The 245-nt window shown below is 58.0% G+C and carries 1 pseudogene; it reads right to left on the bottom strand.

Going from position 1 to position 245, the window contains the following annotated elements:
• Positions 1–245 (bottom strand): annotated as a pseudogene (locus tag EII23_RS13560) (transposase); the annotation flags it as partial.

Raw genomic sequence — 245 nt, 5'->3', positions numbered from 1 at the left:
AGGCTTTGTCGCCGATCAAACGGCCTGGAAGCTCATTGGTAAACGTGCGGTCCAAGGTGTCTTCCACCAAGATCACTTCATGAGGCGACGCGCTTGCCACGTGAAGGGCGAGAGGAAAACCGGCAGCGTCTGCCACTGCCATGATCCTGGTGCCCTTGCCGCGTTTGGTTTTACCAACGGCACGGCCCCCTTTTTTGCCGGGGCGAATGTCCCGTCAATGAAGGCTTCCCGCAAATCAAGCTTGC

Source organism: Desulfovibrio sp. OH1186_COT-070, assembly GCF_003860215.1.
GTDB lineage: Bacteria > Desulfobacterota > Desulfovibrionia > Desulfovibrionales > Desulfovibrionaceae > Desulfovibrio.
The sequence above is the reverse complement of the archived record's forward strand: the minus strand, read 5'-3'. Positions and strand labels throughout refer to the sequence as shown.